This window comes from Shewanella submarina (genome assembly GCF_042646185.1).
In the GTDB taxonomy this organism is placed as follows: Bacteria; Pseudomonadota; Gammaproteobacteria; order Enterobacterales; family Shewanellaceae; genus Shewanella; species Shewanella corallii.
In genome coordinates this window covers 58805-83129 of sequence record NZ_JBHRTD010000012.1, presented here as the reverse complement: position 1 = coordinate 83129, position 24325 = coordinate 58805, and the positions used below count along the sequence as shown (strand labels likewise).

16 protein-coding genes are annotated in these 24325 nt (G+C 50.5%); 12 read left to right on the top strand and 4 right to left on the bottom strand.

Annotation, left to right across the window (positions count from 1 at the left end):
* The first annotated feature begins 72 nt into the window (after positions 1-72).
* The 12 genes from pepN (at position 73) to ACFOE0_RS09265 (ending at position 19216) form a co-directional block, all read left to right on the top strand.
* Positions 73-2628: an aminopeptidase N gene (gene pepN / locus ACFOE0_RS09320; RefSeq protein ID WP_248935618.1), complete on the top strand. Its 2556-nt coding sequence runs from the start codon at positions 73-75 to the stop codon at positions 2626-2628.
* Between the two features lie 40 nt (positions 2629-2668).
* On the top strand, positions 2669-2884 hold the full coding sequence (locus ACFOE0_RS09315) for a DUF2835 domain-containing protein (protein WP_115138415.1): 216 nt from the start codon (positions 2669-2671) through the stop codon (positions 2882-2884).
* A 316-nt stretch (positions 2885-3200) separates the two neighbouring features.
* Entirely contained in the window at positions 3201-5267 is a 2067-nt protein-coding gene (locus ACFOE0_RS09310) for a DUF1302 domain-containing protein (protein ID WP_248935617.1), read from the top strand.
* Between the two features lie 13 nt (positions 5268-5280).
* Positions 5281-6645 (top strand): DUF1329 domain-containing protein, encoded by a 1365-nt coding sequence (locus ACFOE0_RS09305; RefSeq protein WP_248935616.1) that lies wholly within the window; start codon positions 5281-5283, stop codon positions 6643-6645.
* A 56-nt stretch (positions 6646-6701) separates the two neighbouring features.
* Positions 6702-7712, top strand: a complete 1011-nt coding sequence (locus ACFOE0_RS09300) for a YCF48-related protein (protein WP_248935615.1) — start codon at positions 6702-6704, stop codon at positions 7710-7712.
* 52 nt (positions 7713-7764) lie between these two features.
* A complete protein-coding gene (locus ACFOE0_RS09295) occupies positions 7765-10083 on the top strand; it encodes an efflux RND transporter permease subunit (protein ID WP_248935614.1) in 2319 nt (772 codons plus the stop codon).
* Between the two features lie 261 nt (positions 10084-10344).
* Entirely contained in the window at positions 10345-15189 is a 4845-nt protein-coding gene (locus ACFOE0_RS09290) for an NAD-glutamate dehydrogenase (protein ID WP_248935613.1), read from the top strand.
* 66 nt (positions 15190-15255) lie between these two features.
* Entirely contained in the window at positions 15256-16275 is a 1020-nt protein-coding gene (pyrD, locus tag ACFOE0_RS09285; protein ID WP_248935612.1) for a quinone-dependent dihydroorotate dehydrogenase, read from the top strand.
* A 181-nt stretch (positions 16276-16456) separates the two neighbouring features.
* Positions 16457-16993, top strand: coding sequence for a cell division protein ZapC (locus tag ACFOE0_RS09280; protein WP_248935611.1), 537 nt, complete (start codon positions 16457-16459; stop codon positions 16991-16993).
* Between the two features lie 122 nt (positions 16994-17115).
* Positions 17116-18174, top strand: a complete 1059-nt coding sequence (locus ACFOE0_RS09275; protein WP_248935610.1) for an FUSC family protein — start codon at positions 17116-17118, stop codon at positions 18172-18174.
* A 126-nt stretch (positions 18175-18300) separates the two neighbouring features.
* The gene (locus tag ACFOE0_RS09270; RefSeq protein ID WP_248935609.1) at positions 18301-18897 is read left to right on the top strand and encodes a HupE/UreJ family protein; all 597 of its coding nucleotides are present in this window, start codon (positions 18301-18303) and stop codon (positions 18895-18897) included.
* 118 nt (positions 18898-19015) lie between these two features.
* Positions 19016-19216 (top strand): hypothetical protein, encoded by a 201-nt coding sequence (locus tag ACFOE0_RS09265; protein WP_248935608.1) that lies wholly within the window; start codon positions 19016-19018, stop codon positions 19214-19216.
* 54 nt (positions 19217-19270) lie between these two features.
* Here the strand turns inward: ACFOE0_RS09265 and ACFOE0_RS09260 are convergent, their stop codons facing one another.
* The 4 genes from ACFOE0_RS09260 to ACFOE0_RS09245 are packed head-to-tail and all read right to left on the bottom strand — an operon-like array spanning position 19271 to position 24323.
* Complete coding sequence (locus tag ACFOE0_RS09260; RefSeq protein WP_248935607.1) at positions 19271-20080, bottom strand: aspartate/glutamate racemase family protein; 810 nt, start codon at positions 20078-20080, stop codon at positions 19271-19273.
* Position 20081: 1 nt separating this feature from the next.
* Positions 20082-21749, bottom strand: coding sequence for a hydantoinase B/oxoprolinase family protein (locus tag ACFOE0_RS09255; RefSeq protein ID WP_248935606.1), 1668 nt, complete (start codon positions 21747-21749; stop codon positions 20082-20084).
* Complete coding sequence (locus tag ACFOE0_RS09250; protein WP_248935605.1) at positions 21746-23836, bottom strand: hydantoinase/oxoprolinase family protein; 2091 nt, start codon at positions 23834-23836, stop codon at positions 21746-21748. Before ACFOE0_RS09250 ends, ACFOE0_RS09255 begins: the two co-directional genes overlap by 4 nt.
* Positions 23826-24323 (bottom strand): hypothetical protein, encoded by a 498-nt coding sequence (locus ACFOE0_RS09245; RefSeq protein WP_248935604.1) that lies wholly within the window; start codon positions 24321-24323, stop codon positions 23826-23828. Before ACFOE0_RS09245 ends, ACFOE0_RS09250 begins: the two co-directional genes overlap by 11 nt.
* Positions 24324-24325 lie beyond the last annotated feature (2 nt).

Below are 24325 nucleotides of genomic sequence, written 5' to 3'. Positions count from 1 at the left end.
TTGTAATTCGATTTTAAAAAACGCGCTCTCAGGCGCGTTTTTTGTAGCTATAGAAAGAAGGATGAATTTGTTATGTCCCAGACTGAGGCGAAACATTTAAAAGATTATCGTGCCCCGGATTTCACCATAGAGTCTATTGCACTGGATGTTAATCTGGCGGGTAAAGCGACCAAAGTGGTGGCAACAAGCCGTGTGCGTCGACTGGCCGATGAAGGGACGCCACTGCTGCTTGATGGCGATGGCATGCAGGTGGAGTCGGTTAAGGTCGACGGCACAGTGGTAGAGTATGAGCTGTTTGAGGGTGGTTTGCGTCTGGCACCGGCACCTTTGGAATTTGATTTAGAGATAGTGACTCTGCTTGACCCCGAGGCCAACACCAGCCTGGAAGGCCTTTATATGTCAGACGGTGCTTACTGCACCCAGTGTGAAGCGGAAGGATTCCGTCGTATTACATACTTCCTCGATCGTCCGGACGTACTGGCTAAATACACGGTACGGATTGAAGCCGATAAATCTTTTCCCTTCCTGCTCAGCAACGGCAATCTGATTGAACAGGGTGAGCTGGACAATGGCCGTCATTTTGCCTGCTGGGAAGATCCCTTCCCAAAACCTTCCTATCTGTTTGCACTGGTAGCTGGTGACTTTGATCTGTTGGAAGACAAGTTTGTGACCCGCAGTGGCCGCGATGTCAAACTTCAGGTGTTTGTTGATAAGGGCAATCTGGGTAAGGCTGGCCACGCTATGGAATCCTTGAAGAAAGCCATGGCCTGGGACGAATCACGTTTTGATCTCGAGTACGACCTGGATATCTATATGATCGTGGCGGTCGACTTCTTCAATATGGGGGCCATGGAAAATAAGGGCCTGAACATCTTCAACACCAAGTATGTGTTGGCTGACAGCGACAGTGCCACTGACGATGACTTCCATGGAATCGAATCCGTGGTAGGGCACGAATATTTCCATAACTGGACAGGTAACCGTGTTACCTGTCGAGACTGGTTTCAGTTAAGCCTTAAAGAGGGGCTGACGGTATTCCGTGATCAGGAGTTCAGTGCGGATATGGGATCTCCGGCAGTGAACCGGATTCAGGCGATTAAGGTGATTCAAAACCAGCAGTTTGCTGAAGACGCTGGCCCTATGGCCCATCCAATTCGTCCCCAGTCCGTGATTGAAATGAACAACTTCTATACAGTCACTGTTTACAACAAGGGTGCCGAAGTCATTCGCATGATGCATACCTTGCTCGGAGAAGCAGGCTTCCAGAAGGGGATGAAGCTCTACTTCGAACGCCATGACGGCCAGGCGGTAACCTGTGACGACTTTGTCTCTGCAATGCAGGATGCCAGCAGCGTCGACCTGGCTCAATTCCGTCAATGGTATGAGCAAGCGGGCACCCCGGTGGTGAAAGTAACAGACAGCTTTGACGCCGCTGCCGGCAGATACGAGTTGACTATCAGCCAGGAAAACCCGGTTGCAGGTGAAAATGCCAAACCTCTGCATATCCCGTTCGACCTGGAACTGCTGGGCGCTGACGGTACGTCGGTATTTTCCAAAGTGCTGGATGTGAAACAGAAGCAGGAAACCTTTGTATTCGAAGGACTGGGTTCAGAGGTTGTTCCTTCTTTGCTGCAAAACTTCTCAGCGCCGGTGAAGTTGAAGTACGACTACAGTGTTGAGCAAATGGTGCATCTGATGCGTCATGCCGGTAGTGAGGTGGCTCGCTGGGAGGCATCTGTGGCGCTTATCAGCCAGGCTGTTTGGCAGAACGTAGCGCGCCTGCAACAGGCTGAAGCCATGCATCTGGACCCGCGCGTTGTGGATGCATTCAGAGGTGTATTACTGGATAGCAATCTTGACGCCGCTTTGGTGGCCGAAATCCTGAATATCCCGTCTGCACAGGCGCTGGTTGAGCAGGTCGATAAGGTTGATTTGGATCTGCTGCTGGCAGCACGAGAGTTTGTCATCGAAGAGATGGCTGCCAGCTGTGAAGATGAACTGCTGGCAGTTTATCGTGCCAACTCTTTCGAAGATTCTGTGCAGGTAAGAGCGCTGAAAAATGCTGCCCTGGTATGGTTGTGCCAGGTGAACGAAGATCATCAGGCCTTGGTCTCTGCGCAATTTGAAGCGGCTTCCAATATGACAGATGCACTGGGGGCCTTGGTTGCCGCCAATCGTGCGAGCCTGCCACTGCGTGACCAGTTAATGGCTGAATTTGAAAGCCGCTGGAAAGAAACGCCATTGGTAATGGACAAGTGGTTTATGTTGCAGGCAATGCAGGATACAGACAACTGTATTGACCGTATTCAATCTTTGCGTGGTCACGCGGCATTCAGTATGAATAACCCAAACCGGGTGCGTTCATTGATAGGGTGTTTCGCTGCGGCCAACACCGCTCAGTTCCACAGAGCAGACGGTAAAGGCTATCAGTTTATGACCGATTGCCTGAAGGAGCTGAATAAGCTGAATCCTCAGGTAGCGGCGCGCATCATGACGCCTCTTATCCAGTTTGCCAAGTTCGATGACAGTCGACAGCAAATGATGAAGGATTGCCTGAAGCAACTCCAGGCCATGCCTGATCTGGCCCGTGATCTTTACGAAAAAGTAGAAAGAGCGTTGCAGGATTAAGCATTGGAGTGGGGTCAGTAATGGCCCCAACTGATTGAAGATGGAGTTTATTTTCAGCTTAAATCTGACTTACCGTGAGTTTATGCCTTACTACCGCGGTGATGTTGATAAGGTAGAAGTTCAGGACCGCCGGGGCACACGTTTGTGGATTAATTGCCGGCACTTCAGGCGTTTTTTAACCCCCTCAGGTATCCATGGATGGTTCCGTTTGGTGTTAAACGAAAAAGGTGACGTTGTATCACTTGAATTGATTTAGAGTAATTACTTCAAACGAATGCTTGATTCAAGCGAATGATTTATTAGCCTTTGCTGTTCGCTATCTTATTGATACACATTCAATTACCCTCGGTAATCATGGTTAACATGTACCGGGGGTAATTTTTTTCAAATAACAGCGCTTTTCCTGCCCATGATGTAAAGGGTAAGTGCCCAATTCTTATTAAAATTTTCTTAAAATCCGCCTTGCTCATCCCCCGCAAATCCTGTAACAATGGTGTTACCTGTAGGCTAACAAGATGTTGGTTGAAATTCCTATAACAACGAATCCAGGCAGGTTACGGAGAGAAGCTAAAATGAAAATTGTTAAAGGCGGATTTAACAAGTCGGCAATAGCATTGGGGGTAGCGTCGGCCATCAGTATGGGCATTTTGCCCGAGGCCAATGCATTTTCCTTTAATTGGGGAGATGTAGACGGTTCTTTTGACTCGACTTGGACTGCCGGCGCAAGCTGGCGCACGGAAGACAGAGACTGGGACTATATTGGTAAGGTTAACCATCCCCGATTTGATTGGACTGGTTATTCAGCCTTCGGAAATATCCTCTACACCCCTCAGGAAATCTGGGCTCAGCCCGGTTCATACTCCAGTAACAATGACCTGAGTAACCTCCTGTATGCGCAGGGCGATACCACATCCGAAATCGTAAAAGGTCTGCATGAGCTTTCGCTGAGCTATGAAAACTTCGGTCTGTTTGCCCGGGGCATGTATTTCTATGACAACAAGAAACTTAATGGCGACTTTGGCTACAGTGATCCTTTGACCGGTGCCGAATTCGATCCCTGTGAAGATAAGCGTGCCGAAGAGGTGATCTGTAAGGATATCCGCCTGCTGGATGCCTTTGTGTATGCAGACTTCGATTTCAATGACGGCCTCAACCCGCTGTCGGTGCGTGTTGGTAACCAGGTGATCTCCTGGGGTGAAAGTACTCTGATTGCCCATGGTATCAGTGTGATTAACCCGGTTGACCTGAATATTCTGAATGCTCCGGGTGCTGAGCTGAAAGAAGCCTTCCGCCCTCAGGGCATGGTGTGGGCGTCACTAGGTATTACCGACAGCCTGTCTATGGAAGCCTTTTATCAGTATGAATGGAAGCCTATCTGGGTTCCGCCCCCAGGGTCTTTCTTCTCAACCAATGACTTTGCTGGCTTCGGCGGTTATTCCCAGAATGCTCAACTTGGCTTCAACGCCAACCCGGACATGAACCTGGATTTCCTGACCGGTGAATATGATAAGTTGGCAGCAATGCTGCGTTCCGGTCAGTCGATTCCCACTGAACAGCTAATTTCCATGGCCTTGGCTTATCCTACCAAGGCCACTTTGGTGCAGGATGAAATGGAGCCGGAAGATGGTGGGCAGTATGGTGTGAAACTGGGTTACTATGCGCCTGAGCTGGGTGAAACCGAGTTTGGCCTGTACTTTATTAATTACCATAGTCGTCGTCCGCTGATCTCTGGGACTACCGCTGATTTTAATCAAGACGCGGTGCTCAGAGACTTGGCTAAAATTGGAATGAATGAAGGACCGATCGACAGAGAGTTAATGCTACAACTTGATACTTTCTCTAAGGCTCAGATTGTTTATCCTGAAGATATCAAGCTTTATGGCTTCAGCTTTAATACCCTAATTGGCGATACCTCGGTTGCCGGTGAAATAGCTCACCGTCAGGATGAGCCGCTGCAGATTGATGATGTTGAACTGCTGTTTGAAGCTATGCCTCAGCAGCTGGCTAATTCTGATTTACCGCCGCCGGTAAACCGTCCTGATTTGGATGGACTGTCTCAGTACGGTGAATTTATCGGTCCGGTTGCCCCGGGCGATTATGCTCAGGGTTATATTCTGCGTGATACCACTCAGGCTCAGATGACATTTACCCATCTGTTCGGCCCTGTTCTGGGCACTGACAACCTGACAGCCCTGGCTGAAGTGGGTGGCGTATGGATCCATGATATGCCGTCCCATGACGAGCTGCGATTGAACGGACCGGGTACCGGACGTTCAGGTGGTAATCCTGACATGCCAGGTATTATTCAGGCGCTGCACAATGGCCCTGAAACCAATCCATTCCCAACTGATTTTGCCTGGGGTTACCGACTGGTGGGTAAAGCGGACTACTTCAACGTGTTTGCCGGTGTGAACATGTCTGCGCGTCTGATTTTCTCCCACGATGTTAATGGTATTACACCAGATCCTATGTTCCTGTTCACTGAAGGTAAGAAGTCGGTGGCAGCAGGTCTGAACTTTGATTATCAGAGCAAGTGGGGGCTGGATGTTTCCTACAACTCCTTCTTTGGTGGGGTAGGGACCACCAACCTGATGTCAGACCGCGACTATGTGTCGTTCAATATCAAGTATTCAATCTAATAAGGACAATAATATGAATAAGCTAACGATATTGTCTGCAGCAGTAATGGTTGGATTGGTGTCCACTGCTGTTGATGCCAAGGTATCTCCTGAAGAGGCGGCCAAACTGGGTACTACTCTTACGCCAATTGGCGCAGAGAAAGCCGGTAATGCTGACGGTTCTATCCCTGCATGGGATGGCGGAATTACCAAGCCAGTTGACGGCTATAAAGCTGGTGATCATCACCCTGACCCTTATCCCAATGACAAGGTGCTGTATACCATTACCAACGCCAACAAGGATAAGTACAAGGAGTTTCTGACTCCCGGTCAGATGAAGCTGTTTGAGCTGTATCCTGACACTTATAAAATGAATGTGTATCCAACCCGCCGTAGCGCGTCTTTGCCTCAGTTCGTTTATGATGCAACCAAGGCAAATGCAACCCGCGCCGAGTTGGTAGCTGACGGTAATGGATTGAAAGGCGCCGCCATTGGTGTGCCGTTTCCGATTCCTGCCAACGGTCTTGAGGTGATCTGGAACCACATCCTCCGTTTCCGTGGTGTTGATGCTGAGACTGAGCGTAACCAGGCGTCTCCAACCAAGGGTGGCGACTACACTCTGGTTGAACTGTCTGAGAAGCTGAGATTCGAGTACTCCCGTCCGGAGGCCACTCCGGAGCAACTGGCCGACGATAACACTCTGTTCTACTTCAAGCAGGTCGTGTCTCAGCCAGCACGTCTGGCGGGTACCGCACTGCTGGTTAAAGAGACCATGGACCAGGAAGCGCTGCCACGTCAGGCCTGGACCTACAACACAGGTCAGCGCCGTGTACGTAAGGCTCCAAACGTAGCTTTCGATACTCCGGGAACTGTATCTGATGGTCTGCGTACCACGGATGACTATGACATGTTCAATGGCTCTCCATCCCGTTATGACTGGGAGCTGGTTGGCAAGAAAGAGATCATCATTCCTTATAACGAGTACCGCCTGCATTCAGACGAGGTCGACTATGACCAGATCCTGACACCTGGACATATCAACCCTGATCTTGTCCGTTGGGAAAAGCACAGAGTCTGGGAAGTTAAGGCAACTCTGAAAGATGGTATGCGTCACATCTACAAGACTCGTGTGTTCTACATTGATGAAGACTCCTGGCAGGTGTCTGCAACGGATATGTACGACAACCGTGATGAGTTGTATCGCGTAGCTTTCGCTCATAACCTGAACTACTACGAAGTGCCAACGCCATGGAGTACGCTCGAGGTATTCCACGACCTGCAATCACGCCGTTACCTGGCGATTGGTCTGGATAACGAAGGCCGCATGTACGACTTTGACGCTAACCTCAGCTCTTCTGAGTTCACTCCCGCAGCGCTGCGCCGCAGCGGTATCCGCTAACACCAGCAGTCTACAGGGCACCTTCCCGGTGCCCTGATACTTTAAAGGAAGTTTGTATGTTGTCTTGCATGCTTCGTAGCGCCTGTGCATTGGGAGTTATTGCATTCTTGTCTACACCGGTTCAGGCTGCTTCAATCGAATCTCAAATCCAACCTTTGGCACAATCCTCTCTGCTGCTTGATATCGCACCTGCCGGAGACACCTTGGTGAGTGTGGGTGAGCGGGGGCATGTGCTGGTACTCGATGGTGATGAGTGGCAGCAGGTGGAAACGCCAGTTAACTCATTACTGACCAAGCTGTTTTTTCTCGACGATAAGTTGGGATGGGCGGTAGGGCACGATGCCACCATATTGCACACTCAGGACGGCGGTCAGTCCTGGCAAAAGCAGATGCAGTCCAAAGAGTTGGAAAAACCGTTTCTGGATGTACTGTTTTTTAATGATAAGGAGGGCGTAGCTATTGGCGCTTACGGCCTTTTTTATCGCTCGCTCGACAGTGGTCAGACCTGGACAGAAGAATTCCATAGTGAACTTTTGTTTGAGGAAGATGTTGATTACCTGAATGACCTAAAGTCCCAGGATGAACAATTGTACCTGGACGAGCGCGCCTTTCTGCTACCCCATTTCAATCGTATTCTGCCACTCTCTGATGGCCGTTTATTGCTGCTGGGTGAGCTGGGAATGGTGGCGGTATCCAGTGACAAAGGGAAAACCTTTGAGGCGCTGGATTTTGTTTACGATGGTTCTATGTTCAACGCCATTGAACTGAGCGACAGGATCTACTTGATGGGACTCAGAGGACACCTGTTCGCCACCGACAGCGAGCTGAGTGAATTTACCCAGATTGAGCTGCCGGTCAGTGCCACTGTCAATGGCGCAACCCAAACGCGTGATGGTAATGTGTGGTTTGTCGGTAATGCCGGAATGGTGCTTAAAATGTCACCTGATGGAGAGATCAGCGAACTGGAAAAGCGTCAGGGTGAAAGTCTGGTGTCCATTATCCAGGATAAAGATGGCCGCGTATGGCTGTCCGGTACTGCGGGAGTGGTGCAGTTACAGGGGGAGTAATTCCCTGTGCTGAAACTCTCAAGCCAACAAGAATAACAACAGGGCCTGAAAGATGTTAGAAAAATTGGTCAACGGATTTGAATCCTTTCTGTTCCGGCGCCGTGCAGCTGTCATTGTACTGTTCGCACTGATCACCGTATTTCTCGGTTATCAGGCAAGCCAACTGCGCATGGATGCAGCTTTTGTCAAAAATATTCCGCTCAAGCATGAATATATGCAGACCTACCTCAAGCACCAGCAGGAGTTTGGGGGCGCCAACAATATTATGGTTGCCGTGCAGGACACCAGCGGTAATATTTTTAATCCCGAATTCTTCGATACCTTAAGAAAAGTACACGATCAGCTGTTCTTTATCCCGGGTGTAGACAGATCTCTGGTTAAATCCCTTTACTCACCCTCTACCCGATTTACTGAAGTGGTTGAAGATGGCTTTGCCGGAGGGCCGGTCATTCCCGCCGACTTCGCCAATACCACTGCAGGTTTGGAAATTGTTCGTAATAACATTGAGAAAGCCGGGATTGTTGGTCGCCAGATAGCGGAAGATTACTCGGCCGCTATGGTTACCGCCCAGTTGATGGATTTCGATCCGCAAACCGGTGAACCTCTGGATACCATTGCGTTCGCTGAGCAGCTGGAGAAAGAGCTCAGGGCTCAATATGAGACCGACGAGATTAAGATCCATATCATCGGCTTTGCCAAGATGGCGGGAGATGTCGCTGATGGTGCCAAGGGCGTTCTGCTCTTCTTCCTGATAGCCATCTTAATCACAGCTGTGATGGTGTATTTCTTCTCTCATTCTGTGGTGCTGACGCTGCTGCCTCTGGTGTGCAGCCTGATAGCGGTTATCTGGCAGCTTGGTCTGCTGACTGTTGTCGGCTTTGGTCTGGATCCTATGTCGATTCTGGTACCTTTCCTGGTGTTCGCGATTGGGGTGAGCCACGGGGTACAGATGATTAACTCTGTGCGTCGTCGGGTCCTGGATGGTCAACAAACCAAAGCGGCTGCGGCATCGGCTTTCCGCGCTCTGCTGGTTCCTGGCGGGGTCGCCTTGTTGTCAGATACCGTCGGCTTCCTGACCCTGCTGGCGATCGATATCGGCATTATCCGTGAGCTGGCGATTTCAGCCTCTCTGGGTGTGGCGGTTATCATTCTGACCAACCTGGTTCTGCTGCCTCTGCTGATCTCTTACACCAATCTTAAGCAGGATAAGCTCGGGGTTGATGTAAACCGCGATGCCAAGGTACAGAAAATCTGGCAATCACTGTCTAAATTCGCCACGCCTAAGTATGCAGTTGTGGTTTTGGGTGTGACAGCTGTGCTGTATGCCGCAGGTTTGCAGCAGGCCAACAAGATGAAGATTGGTGATCTGCATGCAGGCGCGCCAGCCCTGCACCAGGATAGCCGTTACAATCAGGATACCTTCTTTATTACCGATCACTTCTCTATCACCACTGATGTGATGACAGTGATAGTCGAGGCCTTCCCCGAGGCTTGTACCTACCATGAAGTGCTCACGCAAATCGATGAGTTTGAGTGGTTGGCTGCCAATACCCCTGGGGTAGAGTCCTCGGCCAGTCTGGCTTCCGTGGCCAAGAAAGTGAATGCCGGTTTTAACGAGGGCAACCCAAAGTGGCAGTTGCTGCCTCGCACCACAGCCAGTCTGGTTCAGGCGATTGGACGGGTACCAACAAGTTCAGGTTTGTTGAACTCTGACTGCTCTGTAATGCCTGTGTATCTGTTTTTGGAGGACCACAAGGCTGAGACCATTGAAGTGGTGGTCGATAAGGTGAAGGAACTGTCTGCCAAAATGGATAACGACCAGCTGAAGTTTAAGTTGGCGTCCGGTCCTGTCGGCGTGATGGCTGCAACCAATGAAGCCGTGGCAGAAGCCCAGCTGCCTATGATGATCTATGTCTATGGTGCAGTATTTGTACTTTGCTTAATCAGCTTCCGCTCGCTGCGGGCCACAATCGCTGTGATTGTGCCACTGTACGTGGTGTCTACCCTGGCGCAGGCGCTGATGACTCAATTGCAAATCGGTCTGGCCGTCAGCACCTTGCCGGTTATCGCTTTGGGTGTCGGTATTGGTGTGGACTATGGCATCTACATTCTGTCTACCATGTCTGCCAAGTTGAAAGATGGCATGGCGGTGCAGCAGGCATATCTTGAAGCTTTGATGGAGCGGGGCAGTGCGGTTATTTTCACCGGATTGACGCTGGCAATCGGTGTCAGTACCTGGTTTTTCTCAGCGCTTAAGTTCCAAATGGATATGGGGATTTTGCTCACCTTTATGTTTTTGGTAAATATGCTTGGGGCCATTATTATTCTGCCGGCACTGGCCGCAGTATTCTGGCGAAAGCCTAAAGTATGAAAATAGAAAGGGAGCATTTGCTCCCTTTCTGTTATTGAATAGTTAATCTATTTTGCTGGTTCTTTTTTCATTCGTTCAACTAAATCCCCGCCAATACTGGATAAATAGAGAATGTCACTCTAAAATTTCCCTCGAACTAGGATGAATTTAGTAATACACTTCCAACGATGATCTGGGTCACAGAATTGGTGGGCCGGACCATGAGTAGGAGTTTGTATATAACGATAAAGCGCTGCCATAGACGCTTAAGGAAACAGCAACATGGCCTTGAAAGATGCAATGCCCTCAGTACTACTGGAAAATGTAGTCAGCCTTATTCACTCCAAAGTCCCTCAAACACAAGCAAAGCAAGTTGAGCAGTTTGCCATTGGTCTTTATTCCCAAATGTCAAAAGAAGATCTGCATCAACGCAACGACAGCGACCTGTACGGTGCAGCATTGAGCCTGTGGAATTCTGTTAACTCCACGCCTGTTGGCCAGAGTCACCTGAGGGTATTTAACCCAAGTCAGTCCAAGCATGGCTGGCAGTCAACCCACTCTATTATTGAGATTATCCACCCTGATATGCCTTTCCTGGTGGATTCAGTGGGTATGGCACTTAACCGTTTGGGCATTACTGCTCATATGTTATTGCATTCGCCCTTTGCCATTGAGCGCAAAGATGGCCTGGTGACCAAATTGGGGACGGTCTCAGGTGCAGATGCAAAAGCAGAAAAAGTTGCAGTATTTGCCATCGAAATTGACCGTCAAAGCGGAAGCAAAGATATCAAGGCGCTCGAAGGGGAGATCCAGTCAGTCCTTGCTGATGTCGCAGCGTCCGTTAATGACTGGCAGGCAATGTCAAACAAACTAAAAGAAACAATTGACGAGTTGCCAAAGCTGCCTTTCCCCGGCGAAAAAGAAGAGCGCCAGGAAGCCATCGATTTTCTGACCTACCTGAACAACCATCATTTCACTCTGCTCGGCTATCGCCGTTATGACCTCAACCGGGTAGAGGGTGATGTTGAGCTGGTGCCTGATATGGCGAGCAGCCTGGGTTTGATGAATAAACCAGGAAAGACCCAGCCGGATCATGGCCTGTTGCTGTCGACCCTGTCAGAAAACGCCCGTAAGGAAGCGCTGGACAAGAGCCTGCTTATTTTGACCAAGAGCAGTGCCAAGAGCCGGGTTCATCGTCCAGCCTATGTGGACTACATCGGCATTAAGCGTTTTGACAAGAAAGGCAATGTCATCGGCGAAGACAGATTCCTCGGTCTGTACGCTTCCAACCTGTATAACCGCAGTCCAAGGGAAATCCCACTGCTGTCCCAGAAGATTAATCGTGTGCTTGAGTTGTCGGCGTTGGCGCCACGCTCTCACGATTACAAGGCGCTGGTGAACATTCTGGAGAATCTGCCCCGCGATGAGCTGATCCAGGCCAATGTTGAAGAGCTGTGGTCTATCGCCCGTGGCGTGCTCCAGATGCAGGACAGAGACAAGCTGAAACTGTTTGTACGTAAAGACGGTTTCGGTCGCTTCTTCTCCTGTATGGTTTATGTGTCCAAAGACAGATATAACACCAAGCTGCGTGAAGATACCCAACGTATTCTGGCCAAGCATTTTAACAGCGACAAAGAGGTGGAATTTACCACTTACTTCTCCGAGTCAACTCTGGCCCGGACCCACTACATAGTGAATGTCGATAACAATAATATGGATGTGGATGTGGCAGCGATTGAAACAGACCTGATTGAAGCGGCGCGCTCCTGGGAAGACAAACTCTACAGCGCATTGAATACCGCACTTGGCGATGATGTTGGTAACCGCCTTGCCAAAACCTTCTCCAATGCGTTCCCGCGCAGCTACAAAGAGGATGTATTCCCTAGCTCTGCGGTTGTGGATTTGCAGCAGCTGGAAGCGCTGGATGACAGTCATGATCTGGGCATGCTCTTCTATCAGCCGCAGGAAACCTCGCTGACTGATAACAAGGTACGCCTCAAGCTGTTCCACAAGGACGAGCCAATCCACCTGTCCGATGTGTTGCCAATGCTGGAGAACTTCGGTCTGCGTGTGATCAACGAGCGTCCATACGAGATTATTACCAACGACGAAGAGACTTATTGGATCCTCGACTTCCTGATGACAGTCAAGGATGCCAACACCGAGAGCCTGGCAGATTGTCAGGACAGATTCCAAAGCGCCTTGTCCGATGTCTGGAATAAGCAGCTGGAAGATGACGGCTTTAACCGCATGGTGCTGTCTACCAGTCTGACCGGCCGCGAAGTCTCCATTATTCGTGCATATGCCAAATATATGCGTCAGATTGATGCGACTTTCTCTCAGGCATACATTGAAGAAACCTTCAGCCGCTATCCTCAGCTTGCCGAGCTGTTGGTGAAGATGTTTATCCGCAAGTTTAATCCAAAGCTGCGTACTCGCACGCTGGATAAACTGCAGGAGCAGATTGAGCGCCGTCTGGATGATGTCTCCAGCCTGGATGACGACCGTATTATTCGCCGCTACCTGGATCTTATCCACGCTACGCTGCGAACCAACTTCTATCAGACGCTGGAAGGTGGCACCAACAAGCCTTACATCTCATTCAAATTCTCTCCTGAGATGATCCCTGAGATGCCCAAGCCGTTGCCTAAATTTGAGATCTTTGTTTACTCACCAAGAGTCGAAGGTGTTCACCTGCGTGGCGGTAAGGTGGCCCGTGGTGGTCTGCGCTGGTCAGATCGTCGAGAGGATTTCCGTACCGAAGTACTGGGTCTGGTAAAAGCCCAGCAGGTTAAGAACACGGTAATTGTGCCTGTGGGCGCAAAAGGTGGTTTTGTTTGTAAGCAGCTGCCAACTGAAGGTGGTCGCGAAGCCTTCTTCACTGAAGGTCAGGAGTGTTACAAGCTGTTTATCCGCGGTTTGCTGGATATCTCCGATAACATCAGCAATGGTGAAGTTGTCGCACCGGCCGATGTGGTTCGTCACGACGAAGACGACCCATATCTGGTTGTTGCCGCTGATAAGGGCACTGCAACCTTCTCTGATATCGCCAACTCCATCGCCATTGAATATGGCTTCTGGCTGGGGGATGCGTTCGCATCCGGTGGCTCCAACGGTTATGACCACAAGAAGATGGGGATTACCGCCAAGGGTGCCTGGGAGTCTGTGAAGCGCCACTTCCGTGAAATCGGTATCGATTGCCAGACCACAGAGTTTACCTGTGTGGCGGTGGGCGATATGGCGGGTGACGTATTTGGTAACGGTATGCTGCTGTCTGAGTACACCTGCCTGGTGGGTGCATTCAACCATATGCACATCTTTATCGACCCGACTCCGGATCATAAAACCAGTTACGCCGAGCGTCAGCGTCTGTTCGATTTGCCACGTTCCAGTTGGGATGATTACAACCGCGACTTGATCTCCAAGGGCGGTGGTATCTTCCTGCGCAGTGCCAAGTCTATTTCCCTGACGCCGGAAATGAAAAAGCTGCTGGATACCAAGAAGTCGTCCATGACGCCGACTGAGCTGATCAAAGAGTTGCTCAAGTCTAAAGTGGACCTGATCTGGAACGGTGGTATCGGTACCTATGTGAAGGCGAGCAGCGAGTCCAACTCCGAGGTGGGTGACCGCGCCAACGATGCCCTGCGTATTGATGGTAAAGAGGTTCGCGCCAAGATCATCGGCGAGGGTGGTAACCTGGGTTGTACTCAGCTGGGTCGTATTGAATACGCTGCCACAGGTGGCCGTATGAATACTGACTTCGTGGATAACGTAGGTGGTGTAGACTGCTCGGATAACGAAGTTAACATCAAGATTCTGCTTAACAGCCTGGTGGATGACGGTGAACTGACCGTTAAGCAGCGTAACCGTCTGCTGGTTGAGATGACAGATGAAGTGTCTGACATCGTGCTGCAGGACTGTAACGATCAAACCCGTTCTATCTCTGTGACTCAGGTTCGCGGTGCTGAGCAGCTCAAAGAGCAGATCCGCTTTATCCACTACCTGGAGAAAGAGGGCAAGCTGGACAGAGCGCTGGAGTTCCTGCCGACCGAAGAGGAGCTGGCTGAGCGTCTGGCAAGTGGCCGTCCACTGACACGTCCTGAGCTGTCTGTACTGGTGGCGTACGCCAAGATGGTGCTGAAGGAGCAGTTGGTCACACCAGAAATCACCGATGATGCTTTCCTCAGCCAATTGCTGATTGCCTACTTCCCGCAGAAATTGCAGAAGAAGTATGCCGACCGCATGGTTAACCACCCGCTGCGTGGTGAAATTATTGCGACCTCGCTGGCCAATGAACTGGTCAACGACATGGGCCTGAATTTCGTGCAGCGAATGCAAGATGAGACAGGTGCCACAGTCGCAGAGGCTGCGATATGTTACACTATCGCCCGCGAAGTCTTTGGTTTGGCTGAATTAACCAAGTCGATTACCGATTTGAATGGTATCATTCCTGCTGTTGTACAGGGTGAGATGCTACATCAACTGCGTCGAAACCTGCGTCGTTCCTGTCGCTGGTTCCTGCGTCACCGCAACCGCAGTATGAGCATCGAGCAGACAGTAGCCTTCTTCAAGCCAGTGTTTGAAGAGCTGCACGCCAACGTTCAAAACTTTATGATTGAGGACGAAGTGGCGGCCCTGGATACCGAGGCCAAATCTCTGATGCGCGAAGGGGTCCCCGAGCCTGTAGCCGCTGTTATTGCCAATATGAGCACTCTGTTCTCTACCCTGGACATTGCTCAGATTGCGCAGGCAGAGAACAAATCTGTTCCGCTGGTGGCAGAAACCTACTTCAAGCTAGGCGCGAAGGTGGATCTTCACTGGTTCCTGGATCAGATCAGTGCACAGCCTGTTACCAATCACTGGCAGGCACTGGCCCGGGCAGCATTCCGTGAGGAACTGGACTGGCAGCAGCGCTCCCTGACCTCTGTGGTTCTGGGAACCTGTACCGATACCTGCAGTGCAGAGTCCATTATTGCTCAATGGATTGAGGAAAATCAGTCGCTGCTGGAGCGTTGGCTCCATATGCTGGCTGACTTCAAGACATCGCAAAGCCACGAATTCGCCAAGTTCTCGGTTGCCTTGCGTGAGCTGAATTTGCTTATCCTTCACTGCGAAGGACAAAAGTAAGCTAATAACAATATGAAATTAAGAGCCCTGGCGAATGCCGGGGCTTTTTTAGGTCTAGGAGAAAACATGTTTTATAAAATAGCGCAGAAAGTGATGTTCCAGATGAATCCGGAGCAGGCTCATAACGTGGCAATGACAGGCCTCCGTGCGACCGGTAACTCACCTCTGAACTGTTTTTATCGACAGGACATCATTCCGGCGCCTGTGACAGTGATGGGAATCACTTTCCCTAACCCGGTAGGTCTGGCTGCGGGGATGGACAAAGATGGTGAAGCCATTGATGCGTTTGCAGCCATGGGTTTTGGTCATATTGAAGTCGGTACAGTGACCCCACGTCCTCAGCCTGGTAACGACCTGCCACGTTTGTTCCGCATTAAGCCTGCCAAGGCGATCATCAACCGTATGGGCTTTAACAACAAAGGTGTCGACCATCTGGTGGCCAATTTGAAAGCTGCCAAGTCCGGGGCGCTGGTGGGCGTTAATATTGGTAAAAACCGTGATACGCCGGTAGAGCAGGGTAAAGATGATTACCTGGTCTGCATGGAAAAGGTGTATGAATATGCAGCTTACATTGCGGTTAACATCTCTTCACCAAATACTCCTGGCCTGCGTACCCTGCAATACGGTGAGTTGTTGGATGAGCTGCTGAGTGCGTTAAAAGCCAAGCAAAAAGAGCTGGCTGAGAAGCATGGAAAATATGTACCAATTGCACTGAAAATTGCACCGGATTTGACTCCGGATGAAATTGAAAAGATCGCTGAGTCGTTAATCAAGAATGAATTTGATGGTGCGATCGCTACCAATACGACTTTGACCCGCGATGGTGTAAATGGTTTAAAGAACAGTAATGAAACCGGTGGCCTGAGTGGCAAACCGTTGAATGAGCTGTCCACCAAGATTATTAAGCAATTGGCAGATGCCTTAAAAGGTAAAATGCCAATTATTGGAGTGGGCGGAATTAACAGCGCTGAAGATGCATTGGCGAAAATTGATGCTGGCGCTGAAATGGTTCAGATCTATTCAGGCTTTATCTATCAGGGACCTCAGTTGATTAAAGAGATCTCTGATGCGTTCAGAACCAAATAAAATCATTCAGTATTTTATTTAGGATCCAAAAACGCCGATCGCGATCCTTATTAGATCTGAAAACGATCTAAAGGGGATCGCGATATTTTTATATAAAACAGCAACTAACTTGTAAATTCCCTTTGAGTTTGACCATTTTTTCAACTATTATCGAGCTGATATCGGATAATAGGTAGACGTTATGCTATTAATGCCACAGCAGGATTGGCAGTGGAGTTATAACGATGCGTACAATTCGCTGAGCGTTTCGTTAGGCGCAGAAATGGAATTTCTGACTCCCTACCAAAAGAAATTACTGATACCCGACGCAATGTCGCCAATGGAATTTAGCATGGAACAGGCTAAGTTCTATATTGCTATGCTTGAATGTCTGCAAAAGCATTTATCTGTACCTGATGCTGAAATAGTTCAGATTTCACTCAACGCAACGGCTGCTCATTTTATGCTCAAGCCTCAAATGCCAAAGTCATGGTTTTTTGATGCCTGCGATGAGTGTGTATATTGCGATGTTGGAAAATTATTTGAACTGACGACAACCAAGAAACAAAGAGTATTGGTTTTGGTCGTAGAGAACGGCTTGCAAGCCGCTCAGGTTATGTTGCTGAGTCAGGAGTGCGAACTTTCTGAAGTGAAGAGTATGGTTAAATTTGAAACCATTAAGGTTATGCATAACCGTCTTCAGCCAATTAAAGTCAGTCGTCAGGTTATTGCCGCTTAAAAATTGTCCTTACGCGGCAATACTCCACTTTCTCACCCATTGAATTTTTGTCGGCCCGGTTGAGCTTTTACGCCTCAATGTTTTATAAAATGGGGTAAAGCACTTCAATAGACAAAGCCCCCATGTCTGTATTTTCGCCTGATGGCAAATTCACCCGTTTTATTTATCAGCACGCCAGGGTAGTGCACGCATTTAAGTTGTTCCTCGCTTTGCTGATAGCCATTGTGATTAATGGCATCTGGCCCTTACCTCATTTTATCTGGAGCATGGTCACCATAGTGATCATTATGCTGGGTCTACCTCAGGTGGGCAGCGCGCTGGAAAAGTCTTTGCAACGAGCCATCGGAACCTGTGTAGGTTCACTATGTGGCGTGTTGCTAATCGTTGGTTTTCAGAATTACTGGGCCCTGATGGGATTGCTGGCCATGGCAGTAGGACTGGTCTGTTATATCGGTAAAGGCAGGTACAGTTATGCTTACCTGGTCACTGGCTTTACTATGATCATTGTGGTGGGGGATGCCAACCACGATACGACTGAGGCTGTGTGGCGGACAGCCAATATTCTGCTGGGGTGTTTGATTGCAGTATGCGTTTCGCTGTTTATTTTGCCGATAAAGGCCAAGCAGGACTGGCGGCAGCAACTGTCTACAGTGTTTGCCAAACAGGGCTCAATGCTGAAAAAGCACCTCAGCGCCGGGATCAACGGTGCAGAAGATTGCCGGGCCGAACTTGAGTCAACCATGAAGTCGGTTCTTGCTCAGAAGAAACTCTTCTTCTCACTGGAGTGGGAAAGTCGCACCTTAAGACACCATAAGCAAAGGCTGGAGCAACTCACTCAGGAGCAGATACGTCTGGTCACCCTGATGGAAATTCTCAGTCAAACCCGCTGGCGCGATGATGAATACTGCTCCTACGCCAAAATCAATCAATTGACTGTTCGCCTGCTGCCTGTTCTTGAGTCACTGAGTCAATACGTGGCGGGTACCAGTCAGTCTCTGGCACCCTTGCCTGAGCAGATGGGAATGACTCTGCATCAGGAGCTGCTGGCATCATTGGATGAGCATGAACAACATCAGTTTGCGCTGACAGGATACACTTGGCTTTTGTATCAATACGCCTGTGCCGTTGAGAGCCTGCATGCGGATATTGCCGCTCTGGGAACAATAGCAAGAAGCCGTTAACCCCGGCAGGAGAGTCAAAGGTCAACAGACCCTGATGATTAACAAGAATTTTTGAGCGGGATCAGCTTTTTCCTCCGATACCGGGCGTATGTTGAAATCAGCCAGGTTATCAGCCGGAGGTGTACCATGTTGAATGTACGTAACTGCTTGGTGAGCTTGATAATTGTTTTCTGCGTTTTGTTGATGGCGGGGCTGGAGCAGACCATGGTCAGCCCTGAAGTCAGTCAGGGAATGCAGGCGGGTTTGCTGCATCATCTATCAGGTATAGCCCATCTGCTGGTGATGCTGGGAATCGGTATCTGGGCTGTCATGCTGGGTCATAAGGCCTGGCTGTGGCTACCCCTTGGAGTACTTTCCGCCTTGGTGATCGGTTCTTTACTGGGGCGCAGCGCCATGGCTCATACGCTTTGTCAGGCGGGTATGGTGCTGTCAGTGCTGATGCTGGGAGCGCTTATCGCCGGTAATGTACGGTGGCCTGTGTTGATTTCCCTCTCTTTGGTCTCTGTACTCTCTTTGTTTCATGGCTACGGCCATGGTCTCGAATATACCAATCCCCAGGGTTTTATTGCCTATATTGGCGGTATCACTCTGGCCAGTGCTTTATCGATAGCTGCAGGTGTGATGCTTGCCAATGCGCTGGATATTACCCATAAACAACGAAACCGTGAGCTGTTGGGGATGGCGACGCTGCTTAGCGGCGCAGCTCTGGTATGGCTGGCATAAGGTAACTCAGGTGTTGGTCGCTGGCAGATTGTTCACGCTATGCAAGGCAAGGGGATTGGAGTAATTTGGTTTAGGCCTGTGGACCGAGATTGCCAGCAAGACTGAAAAGGGGACGAATATGGAGCAAAAGTACCGAGTGACTCTGGCCTATATCGAAGAGCCGGGTATTTCCGGTTGCGGACTCAGTACCCGGGAGTTTGATGAGTTGTCTGCCTCCAGTGCCTCTGACGCGGTAAAGCAAGCGTTCCAGGTGCTCAAAACAACCCATGAGTCTGCGGTTTGCGATCCCTATAACTCTATCGTAACCGAAATCAAATGATGAGCGGTGGGGCCAAAGAGATGACCCCACTGCAGATTACACCACCATAGATTACTAATTAAACGTGATGCAGTTGCCTATGGCTGACGATGGCGCGTCCAGCCCAAAACGGCTCAGCTCACTTGTTGGTGGTGGCTCGCTGCTCCACAGATTACTGGGTTTGAGGCCCAGGCTGGACTTCATTGCCGCCAGGTTTTCAGCTTGCTTGAATGCAGCAATCAAGGGGTCGATAACAGGCACCCCCAGTATCTCCTGCACTTTCTCATACAGGCCAAAGTTGCAGGTGCAGCCAAGTATGAGTGCTTCAGCTTTATCCTCTTCGATAGCCAGTCGTCCCTGCTCTATGATGCGGGAGACAGTATGCTCCGGGTCGCATTGCAGTGCATTGGCTGAGATATTGATGGCTCGCATCGATGCCAGATAATCACGATACCCGTAGCTGTGCACCCTTTGGGTCATCTGCTCAATCCACTTATCCTGACCCACAATCACAGAGAAGCGGTTAGCCAGATTCGCAGCCAGTTGCACACTGGCCTGACAGGGCGCAACCACTATGGTGTTGTTGCAGATCTCCCGACAGTCCTCCAATGCGAGGTCGTAAAAGCAGCCAATGACCAGTGCATCGACATCCTGCTCATCTGAATCTTTGGCTGCTCTGACGATATCGCCTGTGACCAGGGCTTCATAAAACCGATACTCCAGATTATCCATCGGCGCATCCGGGTTTCCCAAAGAGATTACCTGTAATTCAGTAGAAGGCTGCTTGATAGAAGCCAGCGCCTGTCCCATGGGTTCGTCATAGTGGGGCAGGTTGATGGGATTTAACCAACGAACCCTGTTTTTGCTGTTTGTATGAACCTGCATATCAACGACTCCCACTTTGATTGAAACCATACACACTGCGCGCGTACTCGACAGTGACATATCCGTTTTTCAAATCCTGCTCAATTGCGGCCAGGCTTCTGTTCTCCGGCTTACCGTAACCTGCGCCATTGGCGGTGATTACCCGCACCGTATCCCCTGTGTTGACATTGATACCGGTCGCCATGGCATATCTCTCGCTGCTGCCATCATCACGGATCACTTCAATACGGTTGGCTGTACCGTTGTGGCCCTCTTTGAGTCCCCAGGGAGGAACCACTGAGCGGGTGTAGGCGCAGGTCACAAAGCTGTTGTCGCTGCGGATTTTATAATCAATCACTATGCCTTTACCGCCTCTGAACTCTCCGGCACCGCCATCCTCAGGATTCAGGGCCATCTGACCAACGGTCACGCCGTAACGGGTTTCGGCCACTTCAGCAGGGCAGTTAAAGGTGTCGCCGTGCATGGCGCAGAACATAGCATTGGCGCCATCGCCTCCGGGACCACCACCCCAACCACCGATTTCAGGTTCAATGATGGAGTAGTGCTTCCCCGTATCCGGGTGAGTTCCACCCATGATGGTGGCGCAAATGGAAGAGAAGTTACCCGCGGGCAGGTGTTCACTCATATTTTCCGCCAGCGCCCTCCAGATAAGGTCATTCAGGCGGATCATGGTTTCAAAGTAGATGCCGCAGGCACCGGGCGCTTTAACATCGTACAGTGAGCCGGGGCGGGTTTTTACCTGCATGACTCTGAAGCAGCCACCATTGGCCATCTCTCTGTCACCAATTAGCCCCATCAAGGCCATCTGACATGCCAGCAGGGTACCATCACGGGAGATATTGATTGGACTGTCTGACTGATCAGGAGCCTGGGTTAAATCTATGATGAGTTGACCGGCTTTTACCTGAATGGTGACCGACAGTTCGCTGCCATCATCCTGGGGTTCGCTCAGGGTATATTCGCCTTCAGGCAGAGCTTTCAGAGTACGGGCCGCCATAAGTTCGCCAAAGTCCAGATACCCCTGAATGGCATCTCTGAAGGTTGCTGTTCCGTATTTACCTGCAAGTGCCTTAATGCGCTTGTTACCCACTCGCAGCGCCGAGATCTGTGCCCAAAGGTCACCCTCAAGGAAATCCGGCATACGGGAGTTGGCCAACAGCATATCCATCACCGAGGTGATAAGTTCATCATTGCTGAACAGCTTGACGGCAGGGATGCGTATGCCTTCCTGATAGATCTCATTGGCATCAACAGACATTGAGCCGGGAGACTTACCGCCAACATCGTTCCAGTGAGCAATGTTCACCACCCAGGCGATGCGCTCCCCATCGGCAAACACCGGCTTTATCAGCACCACATCATTCAGGTGGGTCACCCCACCATAGAAGGGGTCGTTGGTGATATAAATATCGCCTTCGCGGATTGCATCTTCAGGGTACTTGTCCAGGATGGCGCGTACCGACTTGTCCAGAGCCCCGACAAATGCCGGGATCCCGGAACCGGCACTGGCCAGTTCGCCGTCGGCATCGGTAATGGCGGTGGCCATATCCAGTACCTCATAGATAATGGGGCTCATCGCCGTTTTACCTATGGTTGAAAACATCTCATCACTGATAGCCCGCAATGAGTTTTGGATAATTTCCAGTGTAAAGGGGTCCTGAGTCTTCATTGCTGCTCACCTCCCGGAGTCAGGTTAATGACGATATTGGCGTATTCATCCACCTGCACCGCTTGTTGGGGATGTACCACTATGGTTGTGCCGGTTTGCTCGATAATAGCGGGCCCGGGGAAGGCCATTCCCGGCTCCAGTAACTCACCTTCATAAATCACCGCCTGATGGCTGCCATCCTCGGCAAAGTCCACCATACGCTCGCCTTTAATGGCTTCTGACAGCAGTCGACCGGTTTGTGCCTGCCTGGCCAGTTTGACCTTGCCAACGTCGGCTTTACCCACAAGGTGAAGACCAACCAGCTCTATGTCATTGTCGAGACGATAGCTGTACTCCTGCTCATAAGCCTCGTTGAACTTGGCAATCACAGGCTCAAGGTGAGACTGGCTCAAGGGGTAACTCAGCGGGATCTCAATAGAGTGCTCCTGATTGACGTATCTGAAACGCCCATAAAACTGGAACTCAGTTTTATCCCGGGGAAGTTCATCATCGATAAACTCCTGCTCCAGAGAGCGGTACAAATGATCCATCTCATGTGAGATCGCATCGATGGCATTCAAATCCCATGAGCACAGGAAGGTTTGCAGTCGGTCCCTGCGGATATCCGACATCATCATGCCCCAGGCGGAGAAGACGGATGCGGTGGCCGGGATAACCACTTTCTTAATGCCAAGTTCCGCAGCCAGTGCACAGGCGTGCATGGCGCCACCACCACCAAAGGCCACCATGGTGAAATCCCGGGGGTCATGGCCCCGGTTGACCGATACCAGCTTCAGCGCATTGACCATATTGTTGTTGGCGATACGCACTATGCCGCGGGCGATATCCGCAGGCGTCATTCCCATCTGCTGTCCCAGTCGATTCATCGACCTTTCAACCGCCGTCATATCTGCCGTGAGTTCACCGCCACAGAAATAATCGGGATTGATTCTGCCCAGCATCAAATTGGCGTCTGTCGTGGTAGGTTCGCTGCCACCACGACCATAGGCAACCGGGCCGGGCAGGGCGCCGGCACTTTGGGGACCGACATGCAGCTTGTTAAACTCATCCAGCCAGGCGATGGAGCCGCCGCCATTACCTATTTCAACCAAATCCACCACAGGCACCATAATGGGATAACCTGCGCTCCTGGGGCTGCGTTCAATGTAGTAATCTGAGGTGACAGTGACTTCGCCATTGTGGATCAGAGAACACTTAGCGGTAGTGCCGCCGATATCCAGGGCAATGATATTGGGCTCGTCGATGATTTTCCCGAGTTCGGCCGCCCCCCATATTCCGCTGGCAGGACCCGACTCCACCATGGTGATGGGAACCTGTTTCGCTGAGGCCAGGGTATCCACGCCACAGTTGGACTGCATGATATAAAGCCTGCCGTCGAAGTTTTTCTGCTTCAGACCAGCATCCAGCTCAGACAGGTATCTGGCGGCTACAGGCTGCACATAAGCTGACAACGCCGTGGTACTGGTTCTTTCATACTCTCGCCACTCCCGGCTAACCTGATGGGAGCAAATCAGCTCGAACTCTCCGGGCTCAGACAGAGTTTCAATGGCGCTGGCCAGCGAAATTTCATGCTCTGGGTTGCGATAACTGCTGAGCAAACAGATGGCAATGGCTTTCACACCCTCATTACGCATGGTGTCGAGAATCTGTGGCAGGTGGGTTATATCGAGAGGACGTTCAATCTGACCGTGGCAGTCAATGCGTTCGTCTACTTCAAACCTCAGGTACCTTGGAATATAGGGCTCGGGTTTTTGATAGTTGAGGTTAAAGAAATCAGGGCGATTTCCACGACCAATCTCAACCACATCCCTGAAGCCCTGTGTGGTGATCAGCGCGGTGGTTGCACCTTTGCGCTCTGTCAGTGCATTGATCACCACAGTGGTGCCATGGGCCATGACCTGGATCTCTTCGCCACTGACACCGGCTTTCTCCATCACTTTGAGTACACCCTGCTCGAAGTTGGGAGGCGTGGTATCTGTTTTGGCCGTTTTCAGTTGCTGTCTGCCGGTAGCAGGATCTTCACTCAGGTAGACGAGATCAGTGAAAGTACCGCCCACATCTGTGGTAACAAAGACATTATTTTTCATAGTGGGCTTCCTCCCTGTTGTTGATAAAAGCCAGAACCAGCCACGGATAGAATGCTGACAAGGGGCTTAAATCAGCGTCGAGGTAGGCTCCCTCGGGAGCCAGCAGGTTGACCGTTCCAATTACTGAGTTGCCGTATACAACCGGGTAGTTGATAACGGCACCCAGCCCCATTGAAGCGATAAGACCATGATCGAAGAACACCTCTGCCAGCGCTCTTTGGGTATTGGCGATAAAAGGTGTGGCTCTGTGCATCACTTGTTCTGTCCAATGATTGGTGGGTATAGGTTTGTATCCGCCCTCTGCATATTTATCGGGAGCCGAGCTGTACAGGCGTTTGACCCTGAGTCCGTCTTTATCCACTGCCGTCAGGGTAAACAGACTGATGTCAAAAGCTTGATGCAGACACTGCTCAAGCAGGCTGAGAAATCGGCGATGATCTCCCAGTTGCAATGCCTCCATCAGGATATCTTGATGCTGTGACTGCATGG

Coding starts and splice junctions, on each gene's coding strand:
- pepN (WP_248935618.1), top strand. CDS start 73: ATGTCCCAGACTGAGGCGAAACATTTAAAAGATTATCGTGCCCCGGAT.
- ACFOE0_RS09305 (WP_248935616.1), top strand. CDS start 5,281: ATGAATAAGCTAACGATATTGTCTGCAGCAGTAATGGTTGGATTGGTG.
- pyrD (WP_248935612.1), top strand. CDS start 15,256: ATGTTTTATAAAATAGCGCAGAAAGTGATGTTCCAGATGAATCCGGAG.
- ACFOE0_RS09275 (WP_248935610.1), top strand. CDS start 17,116: ATGTCTGTATTTTCGCCTGATGGCAAATTCACCCGTTTTATTTATCAG.
- ACFOE0_RS09290 (WP_248935613.1), top strand. CDS start 10,345: ATGGCCTTGAAAGATGCAATGCCCTCAGTACTACTGGAAAATGTAGTC.
- ACFOE0_RS09260 (WP_248935607.1), bottom strand. CDS start 20,080: ATGCAGGTTCATACAAACAGCAAAAACAGGGTTCGTTGGTTAAATCCC.
- ACFOE0_RS09315 (WP_115138415.1), top strand. CDS start 2,669: ATGGAGTTTATTTTCAGCTTAAATCTGACTTACCGTGAGTTTATGCCT.
- ACFOE0_RS09255 (WP_248935606.1), bottom strand. CDS start 21,749: ATGAAGACTCAGGACCCCTTTACACTGGAAATTATCCAAAACTCATTG.
- ACFOE0_RS09245 (WP_248935604.1), bottom strand. CDS start 24,323: ATGCAGTCACAGCATCAAGATATCCTGATGGAGGCATTGCAACTGGGA.
- ACFOE0_RS09265 (WP_248935608.1), top strand. CDS start 19,016: ATGGAGCAAAAGTACCGAGTGACTCTGGCCTATATCGAAGAGCCGGGT.
- ACFOE0_RS09310 (WP_248935617.1), top strand. CDS start 3,201: ATGAAAATTGTTAAAGGCGGATTTAACAAGTCGGCAATAGCATTGGGG.
- ACFOE0_RS09280 (WP_248935611.1), top strand. CDS start 16,457: ATGCTATTAATGCCACAGCAGGATTGGCAGTGGAGTTATAACGATGCG.
- ACFOE0_RS09300 (WP_248935615.1), top strand. CDS start 6,702: ATGTTGTCTTGCATGCTTCGTAGCGCCTGTGCATTGGGAGTTATTGCA.
- ACFOE0_RS09295 (WP_248935614.1), top strand. CDS start 7,765: ATGTTAGAAAAATTGGTCAACGGATTTGAATCCTTTCTGTTCCGGCGC.
- ACFOE0_RS09270 (WP_248935609.1), top strand. CDS start 18,301: ATGTTGAATGTACGTAACTGCTTGGTGAGCTTGATAATTGTTTTCTGC.
- ACFOE0_RS09250 (WP_248935605.1), bottom strand. CDS start 23,836: ATGAAAAATAATGTCTTTGTTACCACAGATGTGGGCGGTACTTTCACT.